The 26,993-nt window shown below is 65.5% G+C and carries 25 protein-coding genes; 13 read left to right on the forward strand and 12 right to left on the reverse strand.

Going from position 1 to position 26,993, the window contains the following annotated elements; genetic code table 11:
- Positions 1 to 230: 230 nt before the first annotated feature.
- Together AC1ZV1_RS02450 and AC1ZV1_RS02455 are read left to right on the forward strand one after the other, a co-directional pair.
- Positions 231 to 773, forward strand: coding sequence for a DUF2780 domain-containing protein (locus AC1ZV1_RS02450; RefSeq protein ID WP_484295379.1), 543 nt, complete (start codon positions 231 to 233; stop codon positions 771 to 773).
- A gap of 97 nt (positions 774 to 870) precedes the next feature.
- Positions 871 to 1,434: a DUF2780 domain-containing protein gene (locus AC1ZV1_RS02455; RefSeq protein WP_484295380.1), complete on the forward strand. Its 564-nt coding sequence runs from the start codon at positions 871 to 873 to the stop codon at positions 1,432 to 1,434.
- Between the two features lie 6 nt (positions 1,435 to 1,440).
- On the opposite strand, the gene AC1ZV1_RS02460 is transcribed toward AC1ZV1_RS02455, so the two are convergent.
- The gene (locus AC1ZV1_RS02460) at positions 1,441 to 2,340 is read right to left on the reverse strand and encodes an acyltransferase (protein ID WP_484295381.1); all 900 of its coding nucleotides are present in this window, start codon (positions 2,338 to 2,340) and stop codon (positions 1,441 to 1,443) included.
- Positions 2,341 to 2,475: 135 nt separating this feature from the next.
- Here AC1ZV1_RS02460 and rloA2 point away from each other — a divergent pair, with 135 nt between their 5' ends.
- The 6 genes from rloA2 to AC1ZV1_RS02490 all read left to right on the forward strand — a co-directional run bounded on the left by rloA2 (position 2,476) and on the right by AC1ZV1_RS02490 (position 8,227).
- Entirely contained in the window at positions 2,476 to 2,997 is a 522-nt protein-coding gene (gene rloA2 / locus AC1ZV1_RS02465) for a retropepsin-like aspartic peptidase RloA2 (RefSeq protein WP_484295382.1), read from the forward strand.
- A 65-nt stretch (positions 2,998 to 3,062) separates the two neighbouring features.
- The gene (gene creB / locus AC1ZV1_RS02470; RefSeq protein WP_484295383.1) at positions 3,063 to 3,752 is read left to right on the forward strand and encodes a two-component system response regulator CreB; all 690 of its coding nucleotides are present in this window, start codon (positions 3,063 to 3,065) and stop codon (positions 3,750 to 3,752) included.
- The gene (creC, locus tag AC1ZV1_RS02475) at positions 3,752 to 5,170 is read left to right on the forward strand and encodes a two-component system sensor histidine kinase CreC (RefSeq protein ID WP_484295384.1); all 1,419 of its coding nucleotides are present in this window, start codon (positions 3,752 to 3,754) and stop codon (positions 5,168 to 5,170) included. Before creB ends, creC begins: the two co-directional genes overlap by 1 nt.
- A gap of 239 nt (positions 5,171 to 5,409) precedes the next feature.
- Positions 5,410 to 6,354 (forward strand): IS110 family transposase, encoded by a 945-nt coding sequence (locus AC1ZV1_RS02480; RefSeq protein ID WP_484295385.1) that lies wholly within the window; start codon positions 5,410 to 5,412, stop codon positions 6,352 to 6,354.
- Positions 6,355 to 6,479: 125 nt separating this feature from the next.
- A complete protein-coding gene (gene creD / locus AC1ZV1_RS02485) occupies positions 6,480 to 7,916 on the forward strand; it encodes a cell envelope integrity protein CreD (protein WP_484295386.1) in 1,437 nt (478 codons plus the stop codon).
- A gap of 11 nt (positions 7,917 to 7,927) precedes the next feature.
- Positions 7,928 to 8,227, forward strand: coding sequence for a hypothetical protein (locus AC1ZV1_RS02490; protein WP_484295387.1), 300 nt, complete (start codon positions 7,928 to 7,930; stop codon positions 8,225 to 8,227).
- Between the two features lie 261 nt (positions 8,228 to 8,488).
- Here the strand turns inward: AC1ZV1_RS02490 and AC1ZV1_RS02495 are convergent, their stop codons facing one another.
- Complete coding sequence (locus tag AC1ZV1_RS02495) at positions 8,489 to 9,118, reverse strand: glutathione S-transferase family protein (protein ID WP_484297490.1); 630 nt, start codon at positions 9,116 to 9,118, stop codon at positions 8,489 to 8,491.
- Between the two features lie 25 nt (positions 9,119 to 9,143).
- Positions 9,144 to 10,094 carry a Vgb family protein gene (locus AC1ZV1_RS02500; protein ID WP_484295388.1) on the reverse strand — a complete coding sequence of 317 codons (951 nt, stop codon included), beginning with the start codon at positions 10,092 to 10,094 and terminating at the stop codon, positions 9,144 to 9,146.
- An 81-nt stretch (positions 10,095 to 10,175) separates the two neighbouring features.
- Here AC1ZV1_RS02500 and AC1ZV1_RS02505 point away from each other — a divergent pair, with 81 nt between their 5' ends.
- A complete protein-coding gene (locus AC1ZV1_RS02505) occupies positions 10,176 to 11,033 on the forward strand; it encodes a protein phosphatase 2C domain-containing protein (RefSeq protein WP_484295389.1) in 858 nt (285 codons plus the stop codon).
- 126 nt (positions 11,034 to 11,159) lie between these two features.
- Here the strand turns inward: AC1ZV1_RS02505 and AC1ZV1_RS02510 are convergent, their stop codons facing one another.
- The 3 genes from AC1ZV1_RS02510 to AC1ZV1_RS02520 all read right to left on the reverse strand — a co-directional run bounded on the left by AC1ZV1_RS02510 (position 11,160) and on the right by AC1ZV1_RS02520 (position 15,186).
- Entirely contained in the window at positions 11,160 to 13,568 is a 2,409-nt protein-coding gene (locus AC1ZV1_RS02510; protein ID WP_484295390.1) for a TonB-dependent siderophore receptor, read from the reverse strand.
- 155 nt (positions 13,569 to 13,723) lie between these two features.
- The gene (locus AC1ZV1_RS02515) at positions 13,724 to 14,686 is read right to left on the reverse strand and encodes a FecR domain-containing protein (protein WP_484295391.1); all 963 of its coding nucleotides are present in this window, start codon (positions 14,684 to 14,686) and stop codon (positions 13,724 to 13,726) included.
- On the reverse strand, positions 14,683 to 15,186 hold the full coding sequence (locus AC1ZV1_RS02520) for an RNA polymerase sigma factor (RefSeq protein ID WP_484297491.1): 504 nt from the start codon (positions 15,184 to 15,186) through the stop codon (positions 14,683 to 14,685). Before AC1ZV1_RS02520 ends, AC1ZV1_RS02515 begins: the two co-directional genes overlap by 4 nt.
- A gap of 187 nt (positions 15,187 to 15,373) precedes the next feature.
- On the opposite strand from AC1ZV1_RS02520, the gene AC1ZV1_RS02525 reads away from it, so the two are divergent.
- Complete coding sequence (locus tag AC1ZV1_RS02525; protein ID WP_484295392.1) at positions 15,374 to 16,126, forward strand: glutathione S-transferase family protein; 753 nt, start codon at positions 15,374 to 15,376, stop codon at positions 16,124 to 16,126.
- Here AC1ZV1_RS02525 and AC1ZV1_RS02530 read toward each other — a convergent pair whose 3' ends face one another.
- Positions 16,127 to 17,002 (reverse strand): LysR family transcriptional regulator, encoded by an 876-nt coding sequence (locus AC1ZV1_RS02530; protein ID WP_484295393.1) that lies wholly within the window; start codon positions 17,000 to 17,002, stop codon positions 16,127 to 16,129.
- A gap of 96 nt (positions 17,003 to 17,098) precedes the next feature.
- On the opposite strand from AC1ZV1_RS02530, the gene pcaD reads away from it, so the two are divergent.
- Positions 17,099 to 17,896, forward strand: a complete 798-nt coding sequence (gene pcaD, locus AC1ZV1_RS02535; protein WP_484295394.1) for a 3-oxoadipate enol-lactonase — start codon at positions 17,099 to 17,101, stop codon at positions 17,894 to 17,896.
- A 45-nt stretch (positions 17,897 to 17,941) separates the two neighbouring features.
- Here pcaD and AC1ZV1_RS02540 read toward each other — a convergent pair whose 3' ends face one another.
- Entirely contained in the window at positions 17,942 to 19,471 is a 1,530-nt protein-coding gene (locus AC1ZV1_RS02540) for an NCS1 family nucleobase:cation symporter-1 (protein ID WP_484295395.1), read from the reverse strand.
- A gap of 368 nt (positions 19,472 to 19,839) precedes the next feature.
- On the reverse strand, positions 19,840 to 22,017 hold the full coding sequence (locus tag AC1ZV1_RS02545; RefSeq protein WP_484295396.1) for a malate synthase G: 2,178 nt from the start codon (positions 22,015 to 22,017) through the stop codon (positions 19,840 to 19,842).
- A 294-nt stretch (positions 22,018 to 22,311) separates the two neighbouring features.
- On the opposite strand from AC1ZV1_RS02545, the gene AC1ZV1_RS02550 reads away from it, so the two are divergent.
- Both AC1ZV1_RS02550 and AC1ZV1_RS02555 read left to right on the forward strand, forming a co-directional pair.
- Positions 22,312 to 22,761 (forward strand): N-acetyltransferase family protein, encoded by a 450-nt coding sequence (locus AC1ZV1_RS02550; RefSeq protein WP_484295397.1) that lies wholly within the window; start codon positions 22,312 to 22,314, stop codon positions 22,759 to 22,761.
- A gap of 19 nt (positions 22,762 to 22,780) precedes the next feature.
- On the forward strand, positions 22,781 to 23,299 hold the full coding sequence (locus tag AC1ZV1_RS02555; protein ID WP_484295398.1) for a glycine cleavage system transcriptional repressor: 519 nt from the start codon (positions 22,781 to 22,783) through the stop codon (positions 23,297 to 23,299).
- 647 nt (positions 23,300 to 23,946) lie between these two features.
- Here the strand turns inward: AC1ZV1_RS02555 and rarD are convergent.
- The 3 genes from rarD to AC1ZV1_RS02570 form a co-directional block, all read right to left on the reverse strand.
- Entirely contained in the window at positions 23,947 to 24,834 is an 888-nt protein-coding gene (gene rarD, locus AC1ZV1_RS02560) for an EamA family transporter RarD (protein WP_484295399.1), read from the reverse strand.
- A gap of 131 nt (positions 24,835 to 24,965) precedes the next feature.
- Positions 24,966 to 25,961: a lysozyme inhibitor LprI family protein gene (locus tag AC1ZV1_RS02565; RefSeq protein WP_484295400.1), complete on the reverse strand. Its 996-nt coding sequence runs from the start codon at positions 25,959 to 25,961 to the stop codon at positions 24,966 to 24,968.
- A gap of 57 nt (positions 25,962 to 26,018) precedes the next feature.
- Positions 26,019 to 26,993, reverse strand: coding sequence for a serine/threonine protein kinase (locus AC1ZV1_RS02570; RefSeq protein WP_484295401.1), 975 nt, complete (start codon positions 26,991 to 26,993; stop codon positions 26,019 to 26,021).

A 26,993-nucleotide genomic window follows, 5' to 3' on the forward strand; every position in this document is an offset into this window, starting at 1 on the left:
AACGCCGCCCCGGTACTGCGAAGATTGTCCGGCAGCGACGGGGAACGGGATTGGACGAATGACCTTTTGCCCGCTGCCGCGATGCGATGAAGCGCGGATAACGTCCTGGACACGGGCCCATTCGTGCCGGGCTCACCGAGCCGCATTCTCGCGTCGTCGCGCGGGCCACGGCGGAACAATGCCTCGGCGTTCCGGTCGATATGGCGTTCCGTATCTCCCAGGAGTCAGCGATGTCCGTCAAACCCCGTGTCACGCTCGCACTGGCCGCCCTGCTGGCGGCTTCCTCCGCGTTCGCCTTCAACCTGGGTGACGCCGCCAAGGCGGTGTCCGGTGCGACAGGCTCCGATACCTCGCGCGTCGCTTCCACGCCGCAGACCAGCGGCCTGCTCGATGCCCTGACCGGCCAGCTCGGTGTCAGCGACGAACAGGCGCTTGGCGGTACCGGCGCCCTGCTCGGCCTGGCGAAGAACAAGCTCAGCACCACCGACTACTCGCAACTGGCGAAGACGGTTCCCGGCCTCGACAAACTCACTGGCAGCAACGCGCTGGGTGGCCTCGGCGGCCAGCTCGGCAACCTCGGCGGCGGGGCATCCAGCGGCCTGCTGGGCAATGTCAGCAACATGGGCGACGTCAGCAAGGCGTTCGGCGCTCTGGGAATGGACCAGGACATGACCGGGAAATTCTCCAGCGTGCTGCTCGACTACCTCGGCAAGCAGGGCCTGAACAGCGACCTGCTCGGCACGCTGGGCAGCCTCTGGGGCACCGGCGCCTGATATCCGCCGGGCGGCGCGGAACCGCCGCGCGGACCCTCGGTCCTATCGACGATCCGGCCCTGCCCTGGGGCCGGACATCCGCTTTCCGGAGCCGTCGATGCCCACCCGTTCCGTCGTCTTCCTGGCCGCCGCCTGGCTGGCCGCCTCCCCGGTGTTCGCCGCCACGTTTACCGAGACCAGCGAGCCCGTCACCGAGACGCAGAGCGTGCCGCCGGCGGCCACTGCGCTGTTGGGCAACCTCACCCGCCAGCTGGGTGTCAGCGAGCAGCAGGCCATCGGTGGCACCGGCGCCTTGCTGGGACTGGCGATGAACAGCCTGAAGGAGACGGACACGGCGCAGTTGCAGAAGTCCCTGCCCAACCTCGGCCAGCTCGCCGGCAACAGCTCGCTGGGCGATCTGGGTGGCGCACTGGGTGGTTTCGGCGGCCTGGGCAGCGCCGCGGCGCTGCTGGGCGGGATCAACAACCTGCAGGACGTCGACCAGATCTTCGGCGTGCTGGGCATGGATCAGTCGATGATCGGCCGCTTCGCCGGGGTGATCCTCGACTACTTCACCGAGCAGGGCCTGAGCAGCCAGTTGCTCGGTACGCTCGGCGGTCTCTGGGGAACGCCGGCCGCCCCGCTGACGCCGGCTGCGCCGTTGGCGGGGCGAGGCGCGTAAGCCGCGTCAGAACGTCTGGCGCAGCTGTTCGATACGGGCATCCTTCTGCTCCCACAGCTGCGACACCCAGTCCTGCACGTACTGGCGAAATTCCGCATCGTTCTCGTAATCGCCCTGCCACAGCGCGGGGTCGATCTCGCGGGCCTGGATGTCGACGATCACCCGCGGTACGCGCCCGCACAGCAGATCCCAGAAGCCCGGTCGCGGGCCTTTTGGATAGACCAGGGTGACGTCCAGCAGGGTATCCAGCTGCTCGCCGAGCGCCGCGAGCACGAAGGCCACGCCGCCGGCCTTGGGGCGTAGCAGGTTCTGGTAAGGCGACTGCTGCTGGGCCTGCTTGGCCGGGGTGAAGCGCGTGCCTTCGAGGTAGTTCACCACGGTCACCGGCATGCGCTTGAACTTCTCGCAGGCGGCCTTGGTGATTTCCAGGTCCTTGCCCTTGAGTTCCGGGTGCTTTTCCAGGAAGGCCTTGCTGTAGCGCTTCATGAAGGGGTAGTCGAGCGCCCAGAAGGCCAGGCCGAGGAACGGCACCCAGATCAGCTCCTTCTTCAGGAAGAACTTGAAGTAGGGCGTCTTGCGGTTGAACGCCTGCACCAACGCCGGGATGTCGACCCAGGACTGGTGGTTGCTGATCACCAGGTAGGAGGTGTCGCCGCGCAACTGGGCGGCGCCGCGGATGTCCCAGACGGTCGGGGTCATCAGGGCGAAGATCGCCTTGTCGATTTCCGCCCAGGTCTCGGCGATCCACATCACCCCGCGCGAGCAGGCGTCCTTCGCGGCCTGGCCGGGAACGATCAGCTTGAGCAGCGCGATCAGCATCATGGGTCCGATCAGGATCACGGTGTTGAGCAACAGCAGGAGGCTGGCGATGACGCCGGCCAGCGTTTGCAGAGGGCGTGCCCGCATGAGGTCCTTTCCTTGTGCGACGGTGGCGCGGCCATGATACGCAGACAATGGTTCCGGCCCAAGCGGTGCGGGTATGGCGAACCAATGGCCGCCGTGCTAGTCCTATGCGACGTATTCCACCCCCGGAGATTTCGCGTGAAACGCGCCCTCGCCCTGCTTTCCCTTCTCGCTTTGCCCGGCCTTGCACTGGCCGCCGAGACCAAGCTCTACGGCCGCTACGAATGGGTCAGCCTGCCCGAACTCGGCCAGACCCTGCAGGCCAAGATGGACACCGGCGCCTACACCTCCTCGCTGTCGGCCAAGGACATCCAGATCTTCCAGCGTGACGGCGAGGACTGGGTGCGCTTCAAGCTGGCCACCAAGGACGGCGGTGACTCGGTGTACGAGCACAAGCTGTCGCGCATCTCGAAGATCAAGAACCGCTCCGAGACCGGTGGCGAGGATGAGGAGGAAGAAGCCAGTCCCGGTCTCAGCCAGCGTCCGGTGATCGAGTTGCCGGTGTGCCTGGGCGGCGACCAGCGCACCATCGAGGTCAACCTCACCGACCGCAGCCACTTCAACTATCCCTTCCTGATGGGCGCCAAGGGCCTGCGCAAATTCCACGCCGCCGTCGACCCGGGCGAGCGTTTCGTCGCCGGCAAGCCGAGCTGCTCCTGATCCTCGATTGACGCGGCGCGGGGCATGATGGACCCTTCCGGGACTTTCCCGGGAATCGGAATCCCATGCCCCACATCCTCATCGTCGAAGATGAAGCCGCCATCGCCGACACCCTGCTCTATGCCCTGCAGGCCGAAGGTTTCGAGACGACCTGGCTGAACCTGGCCGGTACCGCCCTCGAGCGCCTGCAGCACGATGCCTTCGACCTGGTCATCCTCGACGTCGGCCTACCCGACATCAGCGGCTTCGAAGCCTGCAAGCAACTGCGGCGCTTTTCCGAGGTGCCGGTGATCTTCCTCACCGCGCGCAATGCCGAGATCGATCGTGTGGTGGGCCTGGAGATCGGTGCCGACGACTATGTGGTCAAACCTTTCAGCCCGCGCGAAGTCGCCGCACGGGTGAAGGCCATCCTCAAGCGCACCGCGCCGCGCGAAGCAGTTGCCCAGGTGCCCGTCGGCAACGGCCCGTTCGAGGTGGACGAGGAACGCTTCCAGATCCGCTACCACGGCCAGTCGCTGACCCTGACCCGCCACGAATTCCGCCTGCTGCAGACGCTGCTGGCACGGCCCGAACGTGTCTTCAGCCGCGAGCAGTTGCTCGATGCCCTGGGTGTCGCCGCCGACGCGGGCTATGAGCGCAACGTCGACAGCCACATCAAGAGCCTGCGCGCCAAGCTGCGCCAGGTCGCCCCTGCCGCCGAACCGATCCAGACCCATCGCGGCCTGGGCTACAGCTACGCGCCGGACAAGAGCTGATGCGCCTGTCGCTGCGGATCTTCCTGGTCTACTTCTTCTTCGTCGGGCTGACCGGCTGGTTCGTCCTGCGCACGGTGATGGACGAAATCCGCCCCGGCGTGCGCCAGTCCAGCGAAGAGACGCTGGTGGATACCGCCAACCTGCTGGCCGAGATTCTCCAGGCCGACGTGAAGCGCGGCACCCTCGACCAGAGCCGACTGCCGGCGATGCTCCGCGCCTATGGCGCACGCAGTCCGCAGGCGGACATCTGGGGTGTGAGCAAGACGGCGGTGAACCATCGCATCTACGTCACCGACGCGCGCGGCATCGTCCTGCTGGACTCCCTCGGCCAGGCGGTGGGCCAGGATTACTCGCGCTGGAACGACGTTTATCGGACCCTGAACGGCCAGTACGGTGCGCGCTCCAGCCGTGAGTCGGCAGACGATCCGGAGTCCTCGGTGATGTACGTCGCCGCGCCGATCCGTGACGGCGAGAAGATCATCGGTGTCGTTTCGGTCTCCAAGCCCAACCGCACCCTGCAGCCCTATATCGACCGCTCGCAGCGCCGGTTGGCGTGGCTCGGCGCCGGGCTGATCGTGCTCGGCCTGCTGGTCGGCGCGGGGCTGTCCTGGTGGCTGAGCCGTTCGCTGGATCGCCTGACCCGCTACGCCCAGGCCGTGAGCGAAGGGCGCCGTGCGGAGCTGCCGCGTTATCGCGGGGGCGAGATGGCGCAATTGGCCGGCGCGGTGGAGCACATGCGCGTGCAGCTCGAGGGCAAGGACTACGTCGAGCGCTACGTGCATACCCTGACCCACGAGCTGAAGAGCCCTCTGGCGGCGATCCGTGGCGCGGCGGAGTTGCTCGAAGGCGAGATGCCCGCCGAGCAGCGGGCGCGCTTCGTCGGCAACATCGCCGGGGAGAGCGAGCGCCTGCAGCAACTGATCGAGCGCCTGCTGAACCTCGCCCAGGTGGAGCAACGCCAGGGACTGGAGGAGCATGTGCCGGTGGCGTTGCGTGAGCTGGCCGACGAGTTGATCAACGAGCGCCTGGTCCGGGTTCAGGGGGTGCAGATGGAGAATGTGATTCCCCAGCAGGCGACCGTACGGGGCGAGCGTTTCCTGCTGCGCCAGGCGCTGGGCAACCTGCTGGACAACGCGCTGGACTTCACCCCGGCCGGCGGCGTGATTCGTTTCGCTGCGCAGCCGGAAGGCGAGGGCTGGCGCGTGGAGCTGTTCAACCAGGGCGACGCCATTCCGGCGTTCGCTCTGCCGCGCCTGACCGAGCGTTTCTATTCGTTGCCGCGCCCGGCGAGTGGACGCAAGAGCACCGGCCTCGGCCTCAACTTCGTCGCCGAAGTGGCGGCGCTGCATGGCGGTGGGCTGAGTGTCGAGAACGTCGAAGGAGGCGTGCGCGCGGGTCTGTCTCTGCCGTCGACATAAAGCGCCTCGCGGGCATGGCCCGCTTGTATGGCGTTAGGGTAGGAACCTGTCGGGGGTGGAGGGACAAGACCCGCTTCTGCAAGCCAGACGGTAGGAGACTTCCCCCACCCACGCGCTCACGACAAGCGCCGATAAGGAATCCATCGGTTGAGTTCGCCGCTCGAACCGACGATACCGGCAAGCCTGCGCCACTGTGAGCCCCCGACAGGCATTTCCCATCTTCAGCGTCGGAGGGCCCCATGACAAGTCAGGTTGCGGTTATCGGAATTGATGTCGCCAAGGACTCGCTGAGTATCTGCGATGCCCGGACGGGCGAAGTATTCGAGCTGAGCAATGAGTCCCGCCCGATCAAAGATTGGCTCAAGACTCTGCCCTCTGGCTGTTCGATCGCTATCGAAGCGACGGGGATCTACCACGTCCTGGTCGCCACGTTGGCCCATGCCCGTGGTCACCGGATCTACGTCATCAACGGCTATCGCCTGAGCAATTACCGCAAGGGAATCGGTGGGCGAAACAAAGATGATCGCCGCGATGCCCAACTGCTGGCTCGCTACCTGGCCCACGAACAGACGCACCTGGATCCCTGGCAGCCGCCGAGCAAGGTATACACCCGCCTGCAGGCTATGTTGCATCGCCGGGCCGTCGTCGTTCGCAGTGCGACATCCCTGCGCCAGAGCTTCTCCCAGGACCGGCAACTGGCAAGTGCGCTGAAGCCAGTCCTCAAGCGTCTGTCCGCCCTGGAGAAGAAGCTGGAAGAGGCTATCCAGTGCGTGCTGGAGGAAGCTGGCCTGACAGCCCAGAGCAAGCGCTGCCAGACAGTGGAGGGTATCGGACCGCTGACCGCAGCGGCCTTGAACATGGCCTTCCTGCGCGGAGAGTTCCGCAACAGCGATGCATTCATCGCCTTTATCGGCCTGGACGTTCGCCTGAAAGAATCGGGCCGCTACAGCGGTCGGCGCAAACTGACCAAGCAGGGTGATCCGGAAGTCCGTCGGCTACTGCACAACGCCGCCATGGCCGCAGCCCGCACGCAGCGCTGGCAAGCCCTCTATCAAAGCTACCTGCAGCGCGGGCTGAAAAGGATTGAAGCGCTGACCATCCTCGCCCGCAAATTGGCCCGGATTGCCTTTGCACTGATGAAGACTCAACAGCCGTATCGGCCTGCCGCCGATACGGTGGGGTAGACATAGAATCTCCTACAGGTTGCTCCTGCGCCACATAAAACCCACACAGTCTCCACATTCCGCCCCGAGCGCTTCCACGCGCGGGCTCCAGGCTTGCTCCGTCGTCCACCTACGGAGAACCCTCGATGAACCGCCACCTCGGCATCAAGCTCGGCGCCATCGCGCTGTTGATCGTCCTCTTGCTCATCCCCCTGCTGATGATCGACGGCCTGGTCGACGAGCGTCAGAACTACCGCGACGAAGTCCTGCAGGACATCGCCCGCAGCGCCAGCTACAGCCAGCAGCTAACCGGCCCGCTGGTGGTCGTGCCCTACACCCGCACCATCCGTGGCTGGCGCCTGGACAAGACGAGCCAGCAGCGGGTGCTGCAGGAGCGCGAGGTGCGTGGGCGTCTGTACTTCCTGCCGGAAGTCTTCAGCCTCGATGGGCAGATGCGCACCGAGCTGCGCCATCGCGGTATCTACGAGGCGCGCCTGTTCCATGCCGACAGCCAGGTCAGCGGCCGCTTCGTCCTGCCGGCCAACTACGGCATCGCCAGCGACCTGGACAGCTACCGTTTCGGCGACCCACTGCTGGCCGTGGGTATCAGCGATGTGCGCGGCATCGAGAACGCGCCGAAGCTGAAGGTCGGCGACGAGCTGCGCGATTTCCAGCCGGGGACCCAAAGCCAGTTCCTCGGCAACGGCGTGCACGCCGTGCTGCCGATCAAGGCCAGCGATCACGAGCAGCAATTCGACTACGCCTTCGAGCTGTCGCTGCTGGGCAGCAGCCGTCTGGACATCACCCCGGTCGGCCGCGACAGCCAGGTCAACCTGGTTTCCGACTGGCCGCATCCGAGCTTCGGCGGCGAGTTCCTGCCCACCGAGCGCAGCATCAGCGACCAGGGCTTCAGCGCGCGCTGGCGCACCAGCTTCTTCGCCACCAACCTGGAGGACCAGCTACGTGCCTGCACCGCGTCGGCAGATGTTGCCCATGCGGTGACCGTAGACGATGCGGAGGCCGTCCGTGCCTCTTCCGCCGAGTGCAGTGAATTCGGCCAGCACCGCTTCGGCGTGGCGCTGGTGGACCCGGTGGACCAGTACCTGAAGACCGACCGTGCGGTGAAGTACGCACTGCTGTTCATCGTCCTCACCTTTGCCGGCTTCTTCCTCTTCGAAGTCCTCAAGCGCCTGTCGGTACACCCTATCCAGTACGCCCTGGTCGGCATGGCGCTGGCGCTGTTCTACCTGCTGCTGCTGTCGCTCTCCGAGCATGTCGGCTTCGAGCTGGCCTACCTGTTGTCCGCTGGCGCCTGCGTCGGGCTGATCGGCTTCTACCTCTGCCACGTGCTGCACAGCCTGTGGCGCGGTGCCGGGTTCAGCGTCGGTCTGGCCGGGCTCTACGGGATGCTCTACGCGCTGCTCAGCGCCGAGGACTACGCGTTGCTGATGGGCTCGCTGCTGCTGTTCGGCGTGCTCGGTGGTGTGATGGTGCTGACCCGCCACCTGGACTGGTACGGCATCGGCAAGCCCCGTGGCGATGACCTGGAATATTCCCTGGAAGACGTGCGCGTGCAGCGCTGAGGAGAACCGAAATGCCCAACCTGATGCGTTTTTCCCTGTGCCTGTTCGCCGGTCTGCTGATCAGTGGCCTGTGCCTGCCGGTGCTGATGCTGCTCGGTCGTTTCGACTGGATCGCCCTGCTGGTGGCTACCGGCAAGCCGCTGGCGCACCTGGTGCTGTTGCTGCCCGGCGATCCGTGGACGCAACTCACCGGCGTCGAGGACGCGGCAAACAATCCCCATGTGCGCTCCTTCCTGGAAATGTGCATGGGCGTGGGCCAGCTCGGCCTGTTGCTGGCGCTGCCGATCTACCGGCTGGGGAGGGCGTCGTGAGTGCCTGGCGTGGATTGCGCGAGGATCGCGAGGTGGGACGGCGACTGTCGCGGCGGATTGCCGGGTTGTTCGAGTGGGGGCTGGAGCGGCGTGCGGTACGCGATGAGCGGTTCCAGCGGCGGGTGGTGCGGCACACTCAGCCGAGGGCGAGGAGCTGGCGTGCCAGGCTGCCGCTCATCCCGCCCCTCTCCAGCCGGGAGAGGGCGCTGGGTGGGGCGGGCTGGCGGGTATGGAGCACGCCGGCCCGCGGGCTGAGCTGAATCAGCCCGGCACCGTCGCCTGCATCGACGGGCGCTGGCTGACCTCGGCGAACCACTGGGCCAGTTGCAAATGGTCGGCGCGCCAGTTCCAGTGCGGCTGGCGGAAGTCCAGGTAGCCCAGGGCGCAGGCCACGCCGATGGCGGCGACGTCGAAGCGACCGGTCAGTTCGGCACGGGCCGGGCCGTCGAAGTACGCGAGGGTGCGGACGATCTTCAGCTGCTGGTTGTCCAGCCAGGCGTCCCAGTGCTTTTCCTGCGGGCGCATGGCGGTTTCGTAGCGGATCAGCACGGCGGCATCGAGCACCGCATCGGCCAGCGAGGCAAGGGTGAGACGGCGCCAGCGCTCTGCACCATCACGGGGAATCAGCGGCGCGCCGTCGTGCTGCTGGTCGAGGTACTCGAGAATCACCCGGCTGTCGTGCAGGGTCTGGCCATTGGCCAGGCGCAGCGCGGGAATCTTGCCGGCCGGGTTGTCCTGCAGCACGCCGGCGTCCGGCGCGATGGGGGTGTGGACGGCGGCGTACAGGTCCACGGTGCCGATCTGGCCGGTCTCGTGCAGAAGGACCATGACCTTGCGCACGAAGGGCGAAGCGGCGGCGTGGAACAGGACGGGGCGGGTACTCATCGACAGCAACTCCTGGGGTTCGGTCATCGGTTCAATCGTGGATCTGCACCAGGCGGTCGGTGCCGGATTCGGCGCCCCACACCTCGCCGGGCCGGCCCATCAGCTGGCGGACGTTGGCGTGCTCCTGGTCGCTCGGGAAGACGGTGAAGCGCTCGCTCTGCGGGTCGAAGCGCAGCAGCGCGTTGCTGGCGAAGTCGCTCAGCCACACCTGGTCCATCGCATCGACATAGAGCGCGTAAGGCTGCGGATGATCGCCCGGCAGCTTCCAGGTTTTCCACTGGTTGTCGCTGGGGTCGAAGCGCGCAAGGCTCCCCGCGCTCCACTGGCTGACCCACAGCCGGCCCACCGAGTCGGCCCAGAGGCGGCGCGGGCCGCCGTCCCGGGTGGGGGATTCATAGGTGGTGGCGCCCGCAGTGATGTCGTCGATCTGGCCGATGTAGTTGCCCGCCAGTGAGGCGTACCAGATGCCGCCGTCCGGTGCCACGGCGATGCCATACGGACCCTTGCCGCGCGGTGCCGGCCAGACCTTCATGTCGCGGCTGTTCGGATCAAGGCGGCCATAGACCCCGTTCTGTCCGGTGAACCACAGCACGCCATCGTCATCGAATACCGCAGTGTTGAGGTTGGCGTTGGCGACTTCCCTGGGCAGTGGAATGACCTCGATACCCAGCCGCTGCGCGTCGACATGGATGATGGCGTTGCGGCCGCTGTCGGTGATCCAGGCATCGCCGTTGCCGTCGGCGACCACGCCGTGGGGGCTGGAGCCCTTGCCGAGGCTGATCTGCTCGGTCTGCCCGGTCCGTGGATCGAGGCGGCCGAGCACGCCGAGCTTCTGCGCGGTGTACCAGACCTTGCCATCGTCGGTGGGGGCTACGTCGTGTGGACCGGAGCCCTTGGGCAGGTCGAAGTACTTCACCTCGGCAGCAGGTGCACCGGTGGTCAGCAGCAGGCCGGCGAGGAACAGGGGCAGGACGCGGAGCATGGGGCTCTCCTTGGCAGAGTCCGATGGGTGATGAGACTGTACGCCGGTCAGTGTGGCCGACGAAACGAAGGAGAACGGGGTGTGACGACGATTTCCGTACGCGGGGCGGCCTGCCGCCAGGGTTCACCGGTGAACGACGATGCCATCGGCTACACCGCGCAGGCGGCCTGGGTGCTGGACGGTGCGACCAGTCTCGGGCAAGGACTGGTGGGTGGCGAGAGCGATGCGCGCTGGCTGGCGCAGAGCGCCAATGCGCATCTGCAGCGGCTGCTGGATGAGCAGCCGTATCGACCGACCAGCGACTTGCTGGTGCACTTGCAGGCGGGTATCGCCGAGGATTTCCAGCGCGATGCCGGCGTGGCGGTGAGCCTTGATCTCTCGCTGCCGACCGCCTGCCTGAGCCTGCTGCGGGTGCTGGGCGATGGTTCGCTGGAGCTGCTCAACCTCTGTGATACCTGCATCCACCTGGCCTGGGATGACGGCCACGTCGAGAGCTTCGGCGATACGCCGCTGGAGGAGATCGATCGCCAGTCGGTGCAACGCCTGCTGGCGCTGCGCGAGGCGAATCCGCACTGGAGCCACGCGCAACTCTGGCAGGCCAGCCGCGAATGGGTGCGACGCAACCGTGCGCTGGCCAATACGCCGGAAGGTTACTGGTGCCTGGACCCGAGCGAACGCTGGATTCCCCATGTGCAACGCCGGGTGCTCGATCCGACGGGGCTGAAGGCGTTCATGCTGGTGACCGATGGCTTCGACCGGTTGCGGGATTTTCGCCGCTACGACCTGGATGTGCTGTTTGCGGCGCTGCCCGAGCGGGGCGTGGACGCGCTGATCGACGAGTTGCGCGCGCTGGAGAGCGCCGATGGCCAGGCGCTGGACTATCCGCGCCTGAAGATCCATGACGATGCGAGCGTGGTCTGGGGAGAGGTGGTGCGTTGAATTCCGGCGTTTCCCTGTCAGAGGGGGCCCTGCCCGCGATCGCGCGCAGGGCCCGCTCCGACAGGAATTTCCGTGCCGCTGGCGAATAACGCTGGCGCGTTATCCGCTCTGCGGCGGCCTGCGGTGTCAGAACTTGTAGTTGACGCTCGCCACCACGTTGCGCCGGTCGCCGTAGTAGCAGTAGAAGCCGTCGCAGGTGGAGATGTATTCCTTGTCGAATACGTTATTGGCGTTCAGCGCGACGTTGAGGCCGTTGAGGCTGTTGTCGAGGCGACCGAGGTCGTAGTGCACCGCGGCGTCGTAGACGGTGTAGGAACCGGTGTCGCCGTCTGACTTGTCGCGCACGTAGCCCATACTGCCGATGGCGATGTTGTGGGTCTCGCCGACGTAGCGGGTGCCGAAGCCCAGGCCGAAGCCGTCGAGCAGGCCGTCATGCCAGGTGTAGTCGGCCCACAGCGAGGCCTGGTTTTCCGGGGTGAGCGGCAGCGGACGGTTCTTGTCCAGCGGGTTGGCGACCTTGGTCATCTTGCTGTTGGCGTAGGTATAGGCCGCGGTCACCTTGAGGTTCTCGGTGACGTTGCCGACCGCTTCCAGCTCGAAGCCACGTACCTGCGCCTCGCCGACCGGGCGGCTGATGAAATCGCTGCCGGTGAGGACGATGTTCTTGCGGGTGAGGTCGTAGACGGCAGCGCTGAGCATCAGGTCGGTGCCGACCGGCTGGTATTTAACGCCCAGTTCCACCTGCTTGCCGGTACTCGGCTCGAAGGCCGCGCCGTTGGTGCCGCCGGCTTCGGTCTGGAACGACTCGGCGTAGGAGACATAGGGCGCCACGCCATTCTCGAACACGTAGCTGAGCGCCGCGTTGCCGCTGAACTGGCTGTCGCGACGGGTATCGGTGGCGCCACCGGCGTTGTAGAACTTCGAACCGGTGTGGGCCCAGTCCTGGCGGCCGCCGAGTGTCAGGCGCCAGTTGTCCAGGGCGATCTGGTCCTGTGCGTACAGGCCGGTGTCGCGCATCTTCTGGTTGTAGTCGTTGTACGCGGTGTAGACGACGTTGCTGAAGTCCTGGCCGTAGATCGGCTGGGTGATGTTGCTGGTCGGCGCGGTGCCGTACAGCCATTTGTAGTTGGTGTTGGCGCGCTGGTGATCCAGGCCCAGCAGCAGGGTGTGCTTGAGCGGGCCGGTGGCGAAGTCGGCCTGCAGGTTGTTGTCGATGGCGAACTGGCTGATGTCTTCATCCACCACGTTGGCGCCACGGGAGAGGGTGCCGTCGTCGGCCACCGAGGTCGCGCTGCCGCCGGCGGTAATGCCCTGGAACGACAGGTCGCTCTTGGTGTAGCGCAGGTTCTGGCGGAACTGCCAGACATCGTTGATGCGGTGCTCGAAGGCGTAACCCAGGGCGTAGTAGGTCTTGTCGTAGAACTCCCAGTCCGGGTCGCCCAGGTTCTCGTGGTACTTCACCTCGCCTGCCGGGGTGGACAGCTTGGTGCCCTGCAGCGGCAGGAACTGGCTGGTGATGCCGGTATCGTCGCGGTTGAACTGCGAGAGGAAGGTCAGCTTGGTGTCTTCGTCGAAGTTCCAGGTCAGGCTCGGCGCGATGTTGTAGCGCTTGTTGTCGACGTGATCGACCTGTGTGTTGCTGTCGCGCACCACGCCGCTGACGCGGTAGAGCAGGTTGCCGGCGTCATCGACCTTGCCGGTGCTGTCGAAGGAGATCTGCTTGTGCTCGTAGCTGCCGACCTGCAGCTGCACTTCATGGCTGCTCTCGGCCTGCGGGCGGCGGCTGGTCATGTCCAGCAGGCCGCCGGGCGGGGTCTGGCCGTACAGCGAGGACGCCGGGCCGCGCAGCAGGGCGACGCGCTCCAGGTCCCAGGTTTCCAGCTTGGGCATCACGTAGGAGCCCTTGGGCAGCGGCAGGCCGTCGAGGAACTGGGTCGGCTCGAAGCCGCGCACTTTCAGCCACTCGGCGCGGGTGTCGTTGCCATAGCTGCTGGCGATCACGCCGGGCATGTAGCGCACCGCATCGTCCAGGCTCTGCACGTTGCGGTCCTGCATCTGCTCGCGGGTGGCGACGGAGATGGAGCGCGGGGCTTCGAGCAGCGGGGTGTCGGTCTTGGTGCCGGCGCGGGTACGCGTGGCAAGGTAGCCGACGGCGGGGCCGTCGGGGTCTTCCTGGGTGCCACTGATAGTGGTGGCCGACATCGACAGGGTGTCGCTCGGTACCGGGCGCAGGCTGAAGCTGCCCGATTCGCTTTCCACCAGCTCCAGCCCGGTGCCCTGCAGCGCCTGGCGCAGCGCACCGGCGCCATCGTAGCGACCCTGCACGGCGTGCGCACTGCGGCCCTGGGCCAGTGCCGGGTCGAGGCTGAGGCTGAGGCCGGCCTCGGCGGCGATACGGTTGAGGGTGCTGGCCAGCGGGCCGGACGGCAGTTGGTAGTCCCGCACGGCGTCGGCGGCGAAGGCCGACGAGGTGGCGAACAGGATGGCGGTGGCCAGCAGGCAAGGGCGGAGCGGCAGTTCGAACGGGCGGCGCATTGAAAACGACTCCTGAATGAAAACGTTTCTCGATGCCTCCTTGCCGGACGAGATTCAAAAAGTGATAGGGCCGGGTGAAAAAAATTTCAGGGTGGTTGTTCATTTCCCGCAGGAGCACCCGGTGGGCGAAATCGCGGACAGGGTCCGCGCCTGCATCAGTCGCGTGGTACCACGCGGGACCACCACTGGCCGTGCTTCTCTATGCGCACCGGCAGCGTCGGCTCCAGCGAGCTGAGTGCCAGGTCGATGTTCTTCAGCGGGAAGCTGCCGGTGATGCGCAGGTCCGCCAGGGCCGGGTCTGCCGCGAGGTAGCCGGGGGTGTAGCGCGCCAGTTGGTCGATCAGGTCGGCCAGGCGCACGTTGTCCACCACCAGCATGCCGTGGGTCCAGGCGTCGGCAGTGGCGCTGTTGGTCCTCAGCGTGTCGAAGCCATCGGCGTGTACGCGCACCTGCTGGCCCTGGTTGATCACGCGCTCGTCCGCCAGTCGCTCGGGTCGCGCGGCCACGGCGGATTGCAGGACGCTCAGGAGCGTGCTGTCGCCGTCGTCGCGCTCTACCAGGAAGCGGGTACCGAGCGCGCGCAGACGCCCTTCATCGGTCTCGACGATGAACGGGCGGCTGTCGCCGTGGGCGGTCTCGACCAGGATCTCGCCGCTCAGCAGGACAATGCGCCGTTGCTCGGCGTCGAAACGCACGTCGACCGCGGTGCGACTGTTGAGCACCAGTCGGGTGTTGTCCGGCAGGCGCAGTTCATGTTGCTCGCCGGTGGCGGTGACGAGATCGGAGAAGGCGTAGCGCACTGGCGTGTAGCGGTTGCCGACGCCCAACGCCAGCGCGCCGACCAGCAGCAACGACAACCCGGTGCCCGCCAGGCGGCGCACCTTGCGCCGCGTCTCGCTCGGCGAGCGCAGCAGCGCACCGCGTGCAGCCTTCGGTGCTGCGCCGGCCAGGCTGCGGTCGAGCATGCCCAACTGGCTCCAGGCGCGGGCGTGTTCACTGTGGGCGGCGTGCCAGCGGGCGAAGGCGGCTTCGTCGTCAGGACGCGATTCACCGGAACCCAGGCGCAGTTGCCAACTGATCGCCTCATCCAGGATCTGCAGGGAAACCGGTCCCTTCACGTCGGCTCGCCGTAGAGTGCGATGTAGCACTGGCGCAGGCCCTGGGCGATGTACTGGCGCACGCGCGGTACGGAAACGCCCAGTTGCTCGGCGATCTCGGCGTGGCCCAGGCCGTCCAGGCGATTGAGCAGGAAGGCGCTGCGCGCACGGGTGGACAGCGTGCCCAGCAGGCGGTCGATTTCGCGCAGGTCGGCGAGGATCAGGCAGTGCTCCTCGGCGGAGGGCTGCACCGCTTCGGGCAGGCATTTCAGTTCGTCGAGGTAGGCCTGTTCCAGCGCCACGCGGCGCCAGTGATCCACCAGCAGGCCCTTGGCGACGGTCACCAGGAAGGCGCGGGGTTCGCGCAGGGAAGGCAGTTCGCGACGGCCGAGCACGCGGACGAAGGTGTCCTGGCTCAGGTCTTCGGCGCGTTGCGGACAACCCAGGCTGCGGTTCAGCCAGGCAGTCAGCCAGTCGCGGTGATCGCGATACAAGGTGCCAACGAGTTCGCCGCTACCCATCTGGATGGCCGACAAGCTACTCCCCCAATGATCTCGAATGGGATCAAGTTAAAAAACGATAACCATTCGCAAATGATCGCAAAGTGCAGTCACGTGTGCAATTGGCGCCCGTCGGCTTTTGCCGCCAGTCGCCCGGCTTTCGGCGCCGTTCTACAATCGGGTGACCCTTTTCGCGGAACGCCTCGCCATGTCCGATCCCGTCCTGATCATCGGTTCGTACCTGTCACCCTATGTGCGCAAGGCGCTGGTCCTGCTGGAAATGAAGGGTGTGGACTACCGCATCGACTCCGTCGTGCCGTTCTTCGGCAACGGAGAGTTCGAGCGCCTGAGTCCGCTGCGCCAGGTGCCGGTACTGGTGGATGGTGAGCTGGTGCTGAACGATTCCTCGGTGATCTGCCAGTACCTGGAGGAGCGTTATCCGCAGCCCGCGCTGTACCCGGCAGACATTGCCAGCCGCGCCCGCGCGCGCTGGATCGAGGAGTTCGCCGACAGCCGCATGGGCCAGGTGGTGATCTGGCAGCTGTTCGACCAGTTGGTGATCGGGCGTGGCGTGTGGGGTCGCGAGCCGGATGCGGCGGTGCTGGAGAAGACCTACCAGCAGGACCTGCCGTCGATCTTCGACTACCTGGACGCGCAGTTGCCGGCCCGTGGCTGGCTGTTCGGCGAGCTGTCCATCGCCGACATCAGCGTCGCCTGCTTCATGCGCAACGCCCAGTTCGCCCGCTATACGCTGGACGCCACGCGCTGGCCGAAATTGGCGGCGATGCTGGAGGCCGCTTTTGCCCTGGAGGCGTTCCAGACACTGCATCGCTTCGAACTGGCCATCGCGCGTACGCCCATCGTCCAGCAGCGTCAGGCGCTGATCGCCGCGGGTGCACCGGTCAGCGCAACCAGTCTGATGAATGAGCAGCCGGTGCGCGGGCCGATGAGCCGCAGTTGATCAGGACTCCCGCAGAAAACCCCAGAGCCGTTGCGCCACCGGGCCGTGGGCGCGGTCGCGCAGGCGCGCGGCGACCAGCTCCTCGCGGCGTCCGGGCAGGTGGGGCCCGCTGAGATCGCGCAGGTGACCGTCAGCCAGCTCTTCTTCGATCAGGTAGCGCGGCAGATGTCCCCAGGCCAGGCCGTGCAGCACCAGTTCCTTCTTCATCGCCTGGTCCGGGACCGTGCATTGCGGCGCGCCGTCGAGGGTGAAGTAGTCCACCGGCGGGGAGTGCCGGGCGCTGTCGCGCATCACGCACTGGGTGAGCGCGCGCAACCGCTCGGGGCGGATGTCCGTGGTGTCCGCCAGCAGCGCCGGCGCGATCACCGGGACGAAGTCCACCTCGCCCAGCTCCAGCCACTCCAGGCGCGGATCGGCCTTGTCCACGCGGTGCAGGATCAGATCGGCCTCGCCATCGAGCAGCCGTTCCAGCGGACCGCTCACGCTTTCGAAGTACAGCTGCAGGCGTGTGCGCGGCTGCGTGGCGAAGAAGCGTGCGAGCTTCTCCAGCAAGGCCGGGCGCGGGCAGAAATCGCCGAGTACGACGCGCAGTTCGCTTTCCTCGCCGGCTGCCAGGTGTGCGGCGTGGTCACGCAGGCTGCCCAGCTCGCGCAACAGGCCCTGGGCGCGGCGATGGAACGATGCGCCAGCGGCGGTCAGGGCGACGCGATAGCCGCTGCGGTCCAGCAGCTCGAAGCCGAGCTGGTGCTCCAGCCGGGCGACCGCGGCGAAAACCGCCGGATGCGAGCGATGCAGTTGCTGGGCAGCGGCCTGGAAGCCGCCGGCCTCGACCACCGCGACGAAACAGTGCAGGTCGTGCAGCGTGAAATCATGCATGTCAGCTTTCCTGACAGAGAGCGTTCACTCTTTGTAATTTCTTCGAAAGCGAGCCGCAACTAGCCTCGCCTCCATCATCACTGAGGAGAGGCTGCCATGAGCCCGCTGCACTACCTGACCACCCGCGACAACACCCGCATCGCCTACCGTCTGGATGGCCCCACCGAGGGGCCGCTGCTGGTACTGTCCAACTCCATCGGCACCGACCTGCACATGTGGGACGGGCAGATCGCCGCGTTCGGCAAGCACTTCCGCGTGCTGCGCTATGACGCGCGCGGGCACGGCGCTTCGAGCGTGCCGTCGGGGCCTTATTCGCTGGCGCGGTTGGGCGAGGATGTGATTGATCTGCTCGACTCGCTGGGCGTGCAGCGGGCGCATTTCCTCGGCCTTTCCCTCGGCGGCTTCGTCGGCCAGTGGCTGGCGCTGAACGTCCCGCAACGCATCGAGCGCCTGGTGCTGGCGAACACCTCGGCCTGGCTTGGGCCGCAGCAACAGTGGGATGCGCGTATCGCCGAGGTGCTGGCAGCGGAGAATCTGCAGGGCACCGCGGCGACCTTCCTCGCCAACTGGTTCCCGGCGGCCTGGCTGGAGCCGCAGCGGCCGGAGGTGGAACCCTTCCGTGCCACCCTGCTGACGACCAATCGGCATGGGCTGGCCGGCTCCTTCGCCGCAGTGCAGGAGACCGACCTGCGCACCGCATTGCGCGACGTGCGTTTGCCCACGCTGGTAATCGCCGGGGAGTTCGATACCGTCACTGCCGCCAGCCACGGGGAGCTGATCGCCCGCGAGATACCCGGCGCGCGACTGCTCACGCTGCCAGCGGTGCACCTGTCGAACATCGAGTTTCCCCGCGAGTTCGAAGGCGCCGTGCTGGATTTCCTGCTGGCGCCCTGAATGAACAAGGCCGCCCGAGGGCGGCCTTGTTGTCGATCCACGCGCTCAATGATGAGCGGCATCCACTGCGATGGGCTCGCCGCAGACGTCCGCGTAGTTGCGCTTGCGGTCGGCCAGGGTGTAGTGGATCAGCGCGCCGAGTCCGGCGCCGAAGAACCATGAAAACTGCGACAGCGCCTCAAACGCCGGCACCAGCGCGAGCACGATGGCAATCAGTGCCGCCGGGACGAACGCTGCCACGGCGCGCAGGTTCACGCCGCCGCTGTAGTGGTAGGCGGCGTCGCGGCTCTCGCTGTACAGCTCGGGCAGGTTCACCCGGCTGCGGCGCACCAGGTAGTAGTCGGTGACGATGATCCCGTACAGCGGGCCGAGCAGCGCGCCCAGGCCGCCGAGGAAATACACGATCACCGCCGGGCTGTTGTACAGGTGCCAGGGCAGGATCAGCACCGCGATGGTGGCGCTGAGCAGGCCGGCGCGGCGGAAGTTCAGCAGGTTCGGTGCGAGGTTGGTGAGCACGTAGGCCGGGGCGACGAAGTTGGCCATGATGTTCACCGCCACGGTGACGATCAGGAAGGCCAGGCAGGCCAGCACCAGGCCAAAGGTGCTGGGGATCGCGGCGACGATTTCCGTGGGGTTCTGCACGAGCTTGCCGTCGATGCTGAACTGCGCGCCGGCCAGTACCACGGCGATCAGCGCGAAACCCAGCATGTTCACCGGCAGGCCCCAGAAGTTGCCGACGCTGATGGTGCGGCGGTCCGGGCAGTTGCGGGTGAAGTCGCAGAAATTGAGGATCATGGTGCCGTACAGCGAGACCCACAGTGCGGCGGCCCCCAGGACCTTCAGCCACACGGTCGAGCCGGTCGGTGCGTTGCCGCTGGACCAGGCGATCGACAGGCCGGCGCGCCAGTACATCCAGCCGGCAAGGCTGGCGAAGGCCACCAGGATGATCGGGCCGGCAAAGGATTCGTAGCGACGCACCATCTCCATGCCGTAGGCGAAGATCACCAGTTGCACGCACCAGATGCCGAGGAAGGCGATCCAGCCAAGGGTCGACAGGCCGAGAATCGAGTCCTGGTCGTAGGCTTTCAGGTCCGGCGCGATGGCGGTGAGCAGCACGCGCAGGACCACCGACGCGAGGTAGGTCTGGATGCCGAACCAGGCGATGGCGATCACTGCGCGGATCAACGCCGGCACCTGCGCACCGTGGATGCCGAAGCTGATGCGGCACATCACCGGGTAGGGCAGGCCGGTCTTCTGGCCCATGTAGCCGGACAGGTTCATCAGGCCGTAGATCACCAGCGCACCGAGGGCGAACGCGGCGAGGATCTGCGCGCCGCTCATGCCCAGCGCGAAGAGGCCGATGGCGAAGGAGTAGTTGGCGATATTGTGGACATCGTTGGTCCACAGCGCGAACAGGCTGTAGCGCCCCCAATTGCGGCCTGCAGCCTTGGTCGGTGCAAGATCGGCGCTGTACAGGCGCGGGCTCAGGGTTGGCGCGGCAGTCGTCGAGGAGGCCGCGCCAGCGGCAGGTTGGACAGGGGAAACGCCGGACAGATGGGTAGGGCTGGAGTTCATGGGCTGCTCGGTATTTGTATGCACGGCTTTTTGTGGTTTGTGTGCAAAGCCAGAACCATGCCAGCGCAACCATCGTCAGCCTTCCAGGCCTCGCTGACAACAGGTGCGAATTTCGTTGAGCCCTTTATGGGTGCGGCCCTGGAAGGCATCCAAGGCGGCACGAATTTAATTCCCCATAACAATCATTGACTTGAGAGTCAGCTTGGTCGCGATCCACGGAAATGCATGGTGGGGATTTTGTACACAATAATTGTGCACATGCGTTACGCCTCGCACTGCCGTTCCTATAGGTCGCATTCGATGCAGAGAGCAGCGGCCATAAAAAAAACCGCCCCGGAGGGCGGTTTCTTCAACGCGGCGCGAGGTTCTTACAGACCGTTCTTGGCCTTGAACTCGCGACGGCGACGGTGCAGGACCGGCTCGGTGTAGCCGTTGGGCTGCTTGGTGCCTTCGAGGACCAGTTCCAGCGCGGCCTGGAAGGCCACGTTGTCGTCGAAGTTCGGCGCCATCGCGCGGTACTGGGCGTCACCGGCGTTCTGACGATCCACCACCGAAGCCATGCGCTTGAGGCTTTCCAGCACCTGCTCCTGGGTGACCACGCCGTGGCGCAGCCAGTTGGCCAGCAGCTGGCTGGAGATGCGCAGGGTGGCACGGTCTTCCATCAGGCCGACATCGTTGATGTCCGGCACCTTGGAGCAGCCGACGCCCTGGTCGATCCAGCGGACCACGTAGCCGAGGATGCCCTGGGCGTTGTTGTCCAGCTCGTTCTTGATCTCTTCCGCGCTCCAGTTGGTGTTCGGGGCGAGCGGAATGGTCAGGATGTCGTCCACCGAAGCCGGTGCGCGCTTGGCCAGTTCGGCCTGGCGGGCGAACACGTCGACCTTGTGGTAGTGCAACGCGTGCAGGGTGGCGGCGGTCGGCGACGGAACCCAGGCAGTGTTGGCGCCGGCCAGCGGGTGGGCGATCTTCTGCTCGAGCATGGCGGCCATCAGGTCGGGCATGGCCCACATGCCCTTGCCGATCTGGGCCTTGCCCTGCAGGCCGGTGGCCAGGCCGACGTCGACGTTGTTGTTCTCGTAGGAACCGATCCACTTCTCGGTCTTCATGGCGCCCTTGCGCACCATGGCGCCGGCTTCCATGGAGGTGTGGATTTCGTCACCGGTGCGGTCGAGGAAGCCGGTGTTGATGAACACCACGCGCTCGGCGGCGGCCTGGATGCAGGCCTTCAGGTTGACGGTGGTGCGGCGCTCTTCATCCATGATGCCGACTTTTAGCGTGTTGCGCGGCAGACCCAGCAGGTCCTCGACGCGGCTGAAGATCTCGGCGGCGAAGGCGACTTCTTCCGGGCCGTGCATCTTCGGCTTGACGATGTAGACGCTGCCGGTGCGGCTGTTCTTGCGGGTGGCGCTGCCGTTCAGGTTGTGAATGGCGATCAGGCTGGTGAACAGGCCGTCCTGGATGCCTTCGGGCACTTCGTTGCCCTGGGCGTCGAGGATCGCCGGGTTGGTCATCAGGTGGCCAACGTTACGGATGAACAGCAGGGAGCGGCCATGCAGGCTCAGCTCGGAACCATCGGCCCTGGTGTAGACGCGGTCGGGGTTCATGGTGCGGGTGAAGGTGCTGCCGCCCTTGGAAACCTGCTCGGCGAGATCGCCTTTCATCAGGCCCAGCCAGTTGCGGTAGACCACGACCTTGTCGGCGGCGTCGACGGCAGCCACGGAGTCTTCGCAGTCCATGATGGTGGTCAGCGCGGACTCCATCAGGACGTCTTTCACGCCAGCGGCGTCGGTCTGGCCGATCGGGCTGGTCGGGTCGATCTGGATTTCGAAGTGCAGGCCGTTGTGCTTGAGCAGCACGGCCTTCGGCTTGGCAGCGTCGCCCTGGAAGGCGAGGAATTGAGCGGCGTTCTTCAGGCCGGTCTCGCTGCCGTTCTTCAGGGTCACGGCCAGGGCGCCGTTCTTCACCACGTAGGCGGTGGCGTCGACGTGGGAGCCGGTTTCCAGCGCAGCGGCTTCATCGAGGAAGGCGCGGGCGAAGGCGATCACCTTGTCACCGCGGACCTTGTTGTAGCCCTTGCCCTTCTCGGCGCCGTTCTCTTCGCTGATCGCGTCGGTGCCGTACAGTGCGTCGTACAGCGAGCCCCAGCGGGCGTTGGCGGCGTTCAGGGCGAAGCGCGCATTCATCACCGGAACGACCAGCTGCGGGCCGGCCATGCGGGCGATTTCTTCGTCGACGTTCTGGGTGCTGGCCTGGAAGTCGGCCGGCTCGGGCAGCAGGTAACCGATTTCCTGCAGGAAGGCCTTGTAGGCGGCTGCGTCATGCGGCTTGCCGGCGCGGGCCTGATGCCAGCCGTCGACTTTCGCCTGGAGGTCATCGCGCTTGGCGAGCAGGGCCTTGTTCTTGGGGGCCAGGTCGTTGATTACGGTTTCTACGCCTGCCCAGAACTTGCCGGCGTCAACGCCGGTGCCGGGAATGGCTTCGTTGTTCACGAAGTCGAAAAGGACTTTGGCGACCTGCAGGCCACCGACTTGAACGCGTTCAGTCATTGCTTGCCTCACTCTGCTCAGGACCAGCTCTGGACACAGGCAAAACGCCTTGTAGTCCGAGCCGCGGAATACTACATGATGCCGTGGGAAAAATCAGTGGGCTAGCGTCGCGGTTAGACCAAAGTACGCATATCAGTCACGTAGCAGGTCTTATGTTCGCAAATATCCTTTGGATTGTTCCAGATAAATCTTAAAACTGTACACGCATTACCCGAATGGGTACCTGTGGCAGCCCGTCGCAGCCGGCTAACCTCGCCGTGCCTATACTGCTTCTTCCCTCCTGGAGAATCCCGCATGTCCGTGACGCTTGCCACCCCCACCGATCTGGACGATCTGGTTCCGCTGTTTTCCGGCTACCTGGATTTCTACGAGGTACCCGCGCCCCACGCGACGATTCGCGAGTTCCTCGCGGCGCGCATCGGCAGCGGGCAGTCCACGGTCTTCATCGCGCGCAGCATCGATGGGCTGGCGGTGGGCTTCGTGCAGTTGTACCCGTTCTTCGCTTCCCTGGCGCTGCAGGCGTCCTGGCTGGTCAGTGACCTCTACGTCCTACCCGCCGCGCGCCGCGACGGGTATGGCGAAGCGCTGATGAATGCTGCTCGAGCACACGGCGAACGCACGGGCGCATGCGGCCTGATGCTGGAGACGGCGAAGACCAACCACGCTGGCCAGTCGCTCTACGAACGCCTGGGCTACAAGCGGGACGACAAGTTCTACACCTATTGGCTGGACCTCACGGCCTAGCCCTTCGCGGAGACTGCTCATGGACCACCTCGTATTGACCGTCATCGCCCAGGACCAGCCCGGTCTGGTGGAGCGCGTGGCCAAATGCATCGCCGCTCACGGCGGCAACTGGCTGGAAAGCCGCATGTCGCGCATGGCCGGGCAGTTCGCCGGGATCCTTCGCGTGGCCGTGCCCGCCGAGGGCTATGACGAGCTGGTGGAGGGCCTGCAGGAGCTGAGCGAGCATGGCATTCGGGTATTGCTGGCGGAGAGCGGCATCGAGCCGGCGTGCAACTGGAAGCCGATCCACCTCGACCTGGTGGGCAACGACCGCCCCGGCATCGTTCGTGACATCACCCAGCTGCTGGCCGAGCATGGCGTGAACCTGGAGCGCCTGACGACCGAGGTGCTGCCTGCGCCGATGAGCAGTGAGCCGCTGTTCCATGCCGAGGCACTGCTGGCCGTGCCGCTGACCCTGCCGCTGGAAACCCTGCAGCAGAAGCTGGAAGAGCTGGCGGACGACCTGATGGTCGAGCTGAATTTCCACAGCGGCGAGTGAGTGCTGTGCACTGATCGCAGGTTCTGTGGAAAAACCTGTGGGCTCTCTGTTGACGGATTAACGGAGGGCCCATTTTAGTTGGCTTACAGGGCGATTGGATTATCCACTCAATGCTTTGAGCCTGTGCGCAGATTACGGGGATCGCGCCGTGGGCAATCTGTTGATAAGTCTCTGAAAGCCACTGTTCTCGGTCGATACGAAGGTTTGGTCGTTTTTTGTTCAGGATTTCCCTGGGGACGTTTGCGTCTTGGGGGATTCGATGGCTGTGCACAAATCTGTTGGAAGACCCTGTGGAAAAGCCGTTCATGAAATGCTGCAGGCCATGCTATCCGAGAGTTACAGGGAGTTGTCCACTTTCTGATCGGACAGCCTTTCTCCGTCCACACGAAGCGGGGATCAGTCTGTGGAAAAGCCGGGGGAATATCGCTGCGGGCCTTTACTAGCGGGGCCTGCAGATAATCGATCAATAAATGATCGGCCTACGTTGCGCGGTCGGAGCAGAACGCTGCGGGGATATCACGCTGTGCTGGCATGTGGACGAAACGGCCGTTATCCCCGTCATTGCGGGATGGAGCTGTGGACAATCTGGTGGTGACCGCCTGTAAGCCACGGTGGGCAAGGCCTGCAGGCGGTGGATCGATTAATGATCAGTCGCCGCGGGAAAGTCGGTACCAGATGTCCACGCTGTAGACGAACAGGCCAGCCCAGATGCAGCAGAGGGAGATCAGGCGCGTGCTGTCCAGGTGCTCGCCGAACAACAGGATCGCCTGCAGCAGCACCAGGGTTGGCGCCAGGTACTGCAGGAAGCCGAGGGTCGCATAGGGCAGGTGGCGGGCGGCGGCGTTGAAGCACACCAGCGGCACCAGGGTGATCGGGCCGGCGGCGGCGAGCCAGATGGCGTCCTTGGTGGTCCAGAAGTCCGCATGCACGCTCGGACCGTCGGCGAACAGCACGAGGTAGCCGATCGCCAGTGGCAGCAGGATCCAGGTTTCCACCACCAGCCCCGGCAGCGCGGCGACCGGCGCCTGCTTGCGGATCAGCCCGTAGAAGCCGAAGGTCAGCGCCAGCGCCAGCGATACCCAGGGCAGGCTGCCCAGCTGCCACAGCTGCTGCGCCACGCCCAGTGCGGCCAGGCCGACCGCGACCCACTGTAGCGGGCGCAGGCGCTCGCGTAGCAGCACAAGGCCCAGCAGTACGTTGACCAGCGGGTTGATGTAATAGCCGAGGCTGGCCTCGATCATGTGGCCGTTGTTCACTGCCCAGACGTAGACCAGCCAGTTGCTGGCGATCAGCAGGCCGCTGGCGGTGAGAACGGCGATGCGCTTGGGGTTCTCGCGCAACTCGCGCCACCAGCCGGGGTGCTTCCACACCAGCAGGAGCAGGGCGCCGAACACCGCCGACCAGATGGCCCGGTGGGTGATGATCTCCAGGGCGGGAATGCGTTCGAGCAGCTTGAAGTAGATCGGGAAGAGTCCCCAGATGACATAGGCAGTCAGGCCCAGGGCGTAGCCCCGGCGGGGATTGGCGGTGGCCATGGAACATCCTTGGTTAGGCAGCTAATGAGTGGCTGCACAATTCTAGGGCGCGCGCGCTGGCTTGTCTGTGCTGCTTCGCCGGATGTCCTGGGGACGCCGGCGAATGAACGTAACGATGCCGTTACGGCTCACTACTGGTCACCGTACAGTTCCTTGAAGGGCACCTTGCGGGAGGCGGTGGTCTTCCATTGGCCTTCGACCCGTTCTTCGGTGCTCAGCAGGACCATCTCGGGATCTCCACTGCCGCCTGTAGCGTCCTCTATCTCACGTTTCACTTCGATCGGTTGATTGCCTTCCACCACGTATTCGCTCTTCTCGTGGTAGCAACAGCCGCTCTTGGAAAAGGTGATCAGCCGTTTGCGCTTGCCGTCGATATCGAAGAAGCCCAGGTTTTCCAGGGTCAGCCCGCTCAGATCCGGGCTGTAGATAAAGCGCTGACGCACCCCATCAAAGAGGAATACGTCATAGCTCGGGCCGCCATAGGAGCCGCGGTTGCCGTTCTGCACGGCAAAGTCCGGCTGGTCATCGAAGTTGAAATCGCCGGCATTGATCACGCCCTGGTAATCGTAAAGCCTGGCCGAGTTCACCAGTGGCTGGCCGTTCTCCTGCCGCGTCAGGAAAACATTGGGCAGGTAGATCGCTTGTGCCACCGTGGTGCTGCCGGTGCGCTGGATACCGAGGAAGGCCGGGCCCTCGCAGGTCCGCTCGGTGCAAGGCTGCATGTCGAGCAAAAAGTCATAGCCCGGCGCGGCGTTGCTGATCTTTAGCGCCTGCGTCCAATCGCGGCCCTGGGCATCGACGCTGGTCGCAGGTCCCAGCCCTTCGAGACGCTCGCGGTAGGCGTCTCTCAAGCAGCCAGTCATGTCCTCGGTGGCTTCACAGCGTTGCCGGGTGTTTCGCAGCCAACTGCGTTGGGTTTTCTTCAGTTGAACCGGGTCCAGTTCAGGGCTGACCAACTGCGCGCGGTACGTCAGACCCAATTGCTCATCGAGTGCTGAAAGGTCATCGCTTGCACAGATGGCTTGCTCCATCGGCGTGTTGGCTTTCTGGCAGTCGAAACTGGCGGCCAGCGCCGAAGGCAGAGTGGTCGACAAGCATGCGATGAAGAGCAGGCGCAGTCGTTTCATGGTGTGTCTTCCTTGAAGATAAACAGTGCCGAGCACCCCTGCGTCGGCACGGAGAAGTCAGAACAGCCGCAACGGCTCCTCATCCAGCGCCGCCAGTTGCTCGCGCAGCACCAGCACCTGTTCGCCCCAGTAACGCTCGGTGCCAAACCAGGGGAAGCTCGGCGGGAACGCCGGGTCGTCCCAGCGCCGCGCCAGCCAGGCGCTGTAGTGCATCAGTCGCAGGGCGCGCAGGCCTTCGATCAGCGGCAGTTCGCGCGGGTCGAAGTCGTGGAATTCCTGGTAGCCGTCCACCAGTTCGGACAGCTGCCCGAGGCGCTCCTGGCGTTCGCCGGCCAGCATCATCCACAGGTCCTGCACGGCAGGGCCCATGCGGCAGTCGTCGAGGTCGACGACATGGAAGGTATCGTCGCGGCACAGCAGGTTGCCGGGGTGGCAGTCGCCGTGCATGCGGATGGGTGTGTACTTCACGCGCGCATAGAGGTCGTCGATCTTCTTCAGCAGGTCGCGGGCTACGGATTCGTAGGCCGGCAGCAGGCTCCTGGGAACGAAATTGCCCTCCAGCAGGGTGGCCAGGGACTGATGGCCGAAGTTCTGCGGCGTCAGCGCCTCGCGGTGCTCGAACGGGCGGCTGGCGCCCACGGCGTGCAGGCGACCGAGCAACTGGCCGAGGCGATAGAGCTGGTCGAGGTTGCCCGGCTCCGGCGCGCGACCGCCGCGGCGGGGAAACAGGGTGAAGCGGAAGCCGGCATGCTCGAAGAGCGTCGTGCCTTCATGCACCAGCGGCGCGACTACGGGAACTTCGCACTCGGCCAGTTCGGCGGAGAAGGCGTGTTCTTCGAGGATCGCCTCGGTGGTCCAGCGACCTGGGCGATAGAACTTGGCGATCAGCGGCTCGCTGTCCTCGATGCCGACCTGATAAACGCGGTTCTCGTAGCTGTTGAGCGCGAGTACGCGGGCGTCGCTGAGGAAACCGATGCTTTCCACCGCATCCAGCACCAGGTCGGGGGTGAGGTCGGAAAAGGGATGGGACAT

This window comes from Pseudomonas sp. BB438, assembly GCF_057180225.1.